The sequence below is a fragment of the Paenibacillus sp. oral taxon 786 str. D14 genome (assembly GCF_000159955.1).
In the GTDB taxonomy this organism is placed as follows: Bacteria; Bacillota; Bacilli; order Paenibacillales; family Paenibacillaceae; genus Fontibacillus; species Fontibacillus phoenicis.
Genome location: NZ_GG695971.1, coordinates 445053 through 449154, shown reverse-complemented (window position 1 = coordinate 449154; position 4102 = coordinate 445053). Strand labels below are relative to the sequence as shown.

Annotated in this window: 4 protein-coding genes and 1 pseudogene; all 5 read right to left on the bottom strand. The window is 53.7% G+C overall.

All coding sequences use genetic code 11. The annotated features are described in order from the left end of the window. The coding region (locus tag POTG_RS05045) for an L-threonylcarbamoyladenylate synthase (RefSeq protein ID WP_009223727.1) at positions 1 to 522 on the bottom strand (522 nt) is incomplete at its 3' end. A gap of 126 nt (positions 523 to 648) precedes the next feature. Next, positions 649 to 1350, bottom strand: coding sequence for a stage II sporulation protein R (spoIIR, locus tag POTG_RS05040; protein WP_009223726.1), 702 nt, complete (start codon positions 1348 to 1350; stop codon positions 649 to 651). A 96-nt stretch (positions 1351 to 1446) separates the two neighbouring features. Further along, entirely contained in the window at positions 1447 to 2670 is a 1224-nt protein-coding gene (locus tag POTG_RS05035; protein ID WP_009223725.1) for an FtsW/RodA/SpoVE family cell cycle protein, read from the bottom strand. An 814-nt stretch (positions 2671 to 3484) separates the two neighbouring features. After that, positions 3485 to 3760, bottom strand: coding sequence for a hypothetical protein (locus POTG_RS05030; protein ID WP_157273313.1), 276 nt, complete (start codon positions 3758 to 3760; stop codon positions 3485 to 3487). A 165-nt stretch (positions 3761 to 3925) separates the two neighbouring features. Then, positions 3926 to 4102, bottom strand: a pseudogene (locus POTG_RS23040) (protein-(glutamine-N5) methyltransferase, release factor-specific); the annotation flags it as partial.

Here is a 4102-nt window from a genome sequence, read left to right as displayed (position 1 = left end):
GGCGATCAGCCGCAGCGCCACGTCGTGGGCGGGCATACGCACGCCCACGGTGGACAACCCCGCCGTCACGCGCGGTGAGACGGCGCCTTCGGACACGGGCAGCACCAGCGTGAGCGGCCCGGGCCAAAACGCCTCCATGAGCCGCCGTGCCGTCTCGTTCACTTCCGTGACGAGTCCGTCCAGCTGGCTCACGTCGGCGATGTGCACGATGAGCGGATTATCGGACGGGCGGCCCTTAGCGGCAAAAATCGCCTCCACCGCCGCCGTATTCCGCGCATCCGCGCCAAGCCCATACACCGTCTCCGTCGGGAACGCCACCGTCCCGCCGGAGGCTAGTACAGCGGCGGCTTCTTTCAGCGCCGCCGCTTCCTCCGCATCCACATCATCCGGCACTCCAGCCCCAGCTCCAGTTCCAGGCTGGACATGCCACCAACGTGTCGTTTTGGAGGCCACTTCTTTTAAAGCAGGAAGATCCCCGCTGTGTTCCGCTTGATTTGGTTTCATAGATTCCTGTCGGCTCATTCTCGTTCATCCCAAACTGTTCAATAATATATTCTACTATTATACCCGAACCCAGCCATGCGCATAGCCGCAAAAAAAACCGCCCGGCATCCCCGAACGGTTAAACAGTTCTCAATATATAAATCATTAAGCAAATAGACTGGCAATCCAGTTCCAGAGCTTCACCAGCATATCCCACAGGAAGAAACGCACTTCCGTCTCCTCCGGTTCAACCTGAACGGCATCTCCCGCAGCCCCGGCAGCCGAGGCCTTTGTTGTTGCAGTGGTTACCGTCCCCGCGTCCTTAGCCAACGCGTCCCCGCTCCCGGCGTCGATGAAGCAAAGCGGCGGAAACAACACACACCACCAGTTTTTCCCTTTCCCCTCGCCCAGCGTCACGCGCAGCGCTTCGTAGTCGCCCGCTGGATAAACGGCACCGCCGTACATTTTGGTCGGAAACGGCACGGTGCCGAGCTCAACTTGATAGTCGTAGTTTTTGCCATATTGCTTAAGCGTTTGACCAACTTGCTCCTCGATAGCCGGCAGATGCTCGCGGATCACCTGGCGCGCTTCCTCCAGACTCTGCGGATTCTCCAGCTGTGCAACCCAGCCGTTCATTTGCTCAACGACAGCATCGCGAACACGACGTTTGACGAGTTGATCCGCAGCTCCATCCGAATTTGCAAGAATGCGCAGCCGAATCGATTCCTGCGGAATCTGAGAAATCACCGCTTGCGACCCCGCCGCCGCGGCTGTATCAACCATTTGTCCTTCCCAGGACATCATCAACATAACAATCGAAAAAAAGATAAGTGCGATTTTCTTACGGGAAAATGAACGTCTACCCATGATTCCTTGCTCCTAACCAAACCGGTATTTCAGCCGCTGATGTCTATCAGTATGTCCGGTTAAGAGACTTCTAAACCTAGGAATCTAGTAAAAATGTTATCCCCGATTTTCCGACTGGCGTTTAGATCTGAGCAAGGCATAACGCGACGTAGGTGCCGACGGAGCCACAGGGGGCTTCTCTTCTTCCTTCTCTTGCCCGTAGATCCGGATGCTCATCGCCACGCCGATGCTCGCCATATTAATCAGCAGCGAGGTACCGCCATAGCTGATGAAGGGCAAAGTAATCCCTGTCAAAGGCATGAGACCAATGAACATGCCGATATTTTCAAAAATCTGATACAACAGCATCGCCACAATCCCCACGATTAAGTACGGCCCGCTGGTTTCGCGGGTCTCAAGCGAGATCAGAATGAGCCGGTGAATCAGTACAAAATACAACAGCAGCAACGCCGAGCTCCCGATAAAACCAAACTCCTCAGCGATCACCACAAAGATCGAGTCCGAGTAGGTGAGCGGTACCCGTTCCGACTGCACCGTCTCCCCTTTCATGTACCCTTCCCCGGTCATGCCCCCGGAGGCAATCGCCAGCTTGGCGTTCCGAGTGTGGTAGGAGGCGTCTTCGGACGCTTTCTCCGGCATAAGCCACGGATCGATCCGGTTGATCCAGTGCTCCCGGCCGATATCTACAAAGAAGTTATACACCTGATCATGATACGCTTTGTACGCCGTGATGCCTCCGATCACCGAACCGGCGAAGATCGCAAGCGCGATCAGCGCATGCCAATATTTAATATTCCCAATCCATAACATGCCCGCCAAAATCACGACATAGCTGAGCGCATTTCCTAAGTCATTTTGAGCCATTACCGCAACAAACGGGATAAAGGTCAGCAAGCAGATCGGCACAACGTCCCGCCAGAAAGCTAACCGAAGTTTGCGCTTGCGCAGCAGCATAAACCCAAGAAAAAGAACCAGCAGCAGCTTAAAAAACTCCGCCGGCTGAAAGCTCTGATTAATGACCGGAATCGTCAACCAACCAGTTGCGTTATAGTAGGTATTGCCAATGAACATCACGACGATCAACAGCCCGAAGCCAAACAGGTACAAGTAAGGCGCATATTTGACAAGCAGCCGATAGTCGAGAATCGAAACTCCAAAAAAGGCAACAAACCCCAGCGCATAGTAAACAAGCATGCGAAGGTGATAACCATGATATTGGGTGTTTGACGTAGCGCTGTACAACACCGCGATGCTGATGGCCATGAGCAGCAGCAGGATCACGACGATGGAGTAATCGATTTTTTTCAGTTTGCTCAGCATGAACATCCTCTTTTCTTGATCTAGAAACCCCGTACCTTTACTTTAAAAGAAACCCGGCCCAACTACAAATGAGCCCTTCGACCCAAATAACGGGTCACAGCGTCAAAAGGTTACCTTTTTAGACTTACTTTGCCCCGCGGCGGCATTTCTCACGTCTCCTCCTGCCCTTTTGCACCTTCTCGCCTCCTCTTTGTATCATTATCCCTTTCGTTCAGAAAGGAGGATTCTTTCTCGCTCCTCTTAGCCCAATTATCCCTTTCGCTCAGAAATGAGGAGTCCAAACATTTTTTTCTTCGTCCATTGTTACGCGTTGTTTTCCTCGTCGTCATTATTGTTACGCGTCCCCCAACGATCTGATGCAACGGGATAATCCATAAAAAGAGGGCGCAGATAGACACATTTGCCACAAAAGCTCGACGCACACGCCGTCGCACAGGTTAAACCGGCTCCAGCACCAATCTGGCTCTTATATTGTACCCCTATGTACATTTCTGGCACCTTTTTGCATGATTATCCCTTTCGTTCAGATAGGAGAGATTTTCCTCGCCTCGCTTTGTACCATTATCCCTTTTCTTCAGAAAGGAGGACTCTTCCTTACGCCTCTCTGCACGATTATCCCTCTCGTTCAGAAAGAGGAAGCGAACCTTTTTTTCCTCGCAGCCTCTATTGTTTCGCGTCCCCAACGATCTGATGCAACGGGATAATCCTTAAAAAGAGGGCGGCGGATAGACATGTCGCAAAAAAATGAGCGCCGACGCGTGCGCCGGCGCCCAAGTGGGGTCGGGATAAGAAAGGGAATGGAGGGGGGAGCAGGTTATACGGGAGTGATCAAGGTGATCGTCCCCGTCACTGCCGTCAGCGCATAAATACCGATCGTTTGAATGTTACTCAGCTGAACGGAAAATGTGCTGCCTTGCGTTACAGTCTGGATAAAGTCGGGTGCGTTATACCGGGTAATCCGGAGTTCGACGTTACCCACTGTAGCCTGAACCGTTACGATCCCGGTTGGGCCCAGCGGGTCGGCGGCCACGAAATACCCTTGGCCGACGCCGGCAGCTTGCGCGTACGGAAACGTCAAAGTAAACGCCATGTGATATCTCCCTCCTTTCGGCTTGAGATACCACATTCTATGAAACTATCCTTCCAAAATCAGCGGCTTTTGGTTGAGGTGATTCACCCATTTTCATAGAATCAGCGGAATAGGGTAACGCCCGGGTGCGGCCGCCATCACGTCGCAACGTTGCGGCAAAGAGGATTACCCTCGTGCGATCCCCAGCACGTGGCGGTCGATGCCGGCGAGATCGGGGACGGTCATGATCTCGTCCCAATGGCCGGCGGCGCGGAGCAGGGCCGCGACGTCGGCCGCTTGGCCTTGGCCGAGCTCGAAGCCGATGAGGCGAGGCGGCCGCGGCAGCAGCGCGAGCTGCGCCAT

What these genes read in the sequence shown, in the direction of transcription:
- spoIIR (WP_009223726.1), bottom strand. Translation starts at nt 1,350, where the DNA reads ATGGGTAGACGTTCATTTTCCCGTAAGAAAATCGCACTTATCTTTTTT.
- POTG_RS05035 (WP_009223725.1), bottom strand. Translation starts at nt 2,670, where the DNA reads ATGCTGAGCAAACTGAAAAAAATCGATTACTCCATCGTCGTGATCCTG.
- POTG_RS05030 (WP_157273313.1), bottom strand. Translation starts at nt 3,760, where the DNA reads ATGGCGTTTACTTTGACGTTTCCGTACGCGCAAGCTGCCGGCGTCGGC.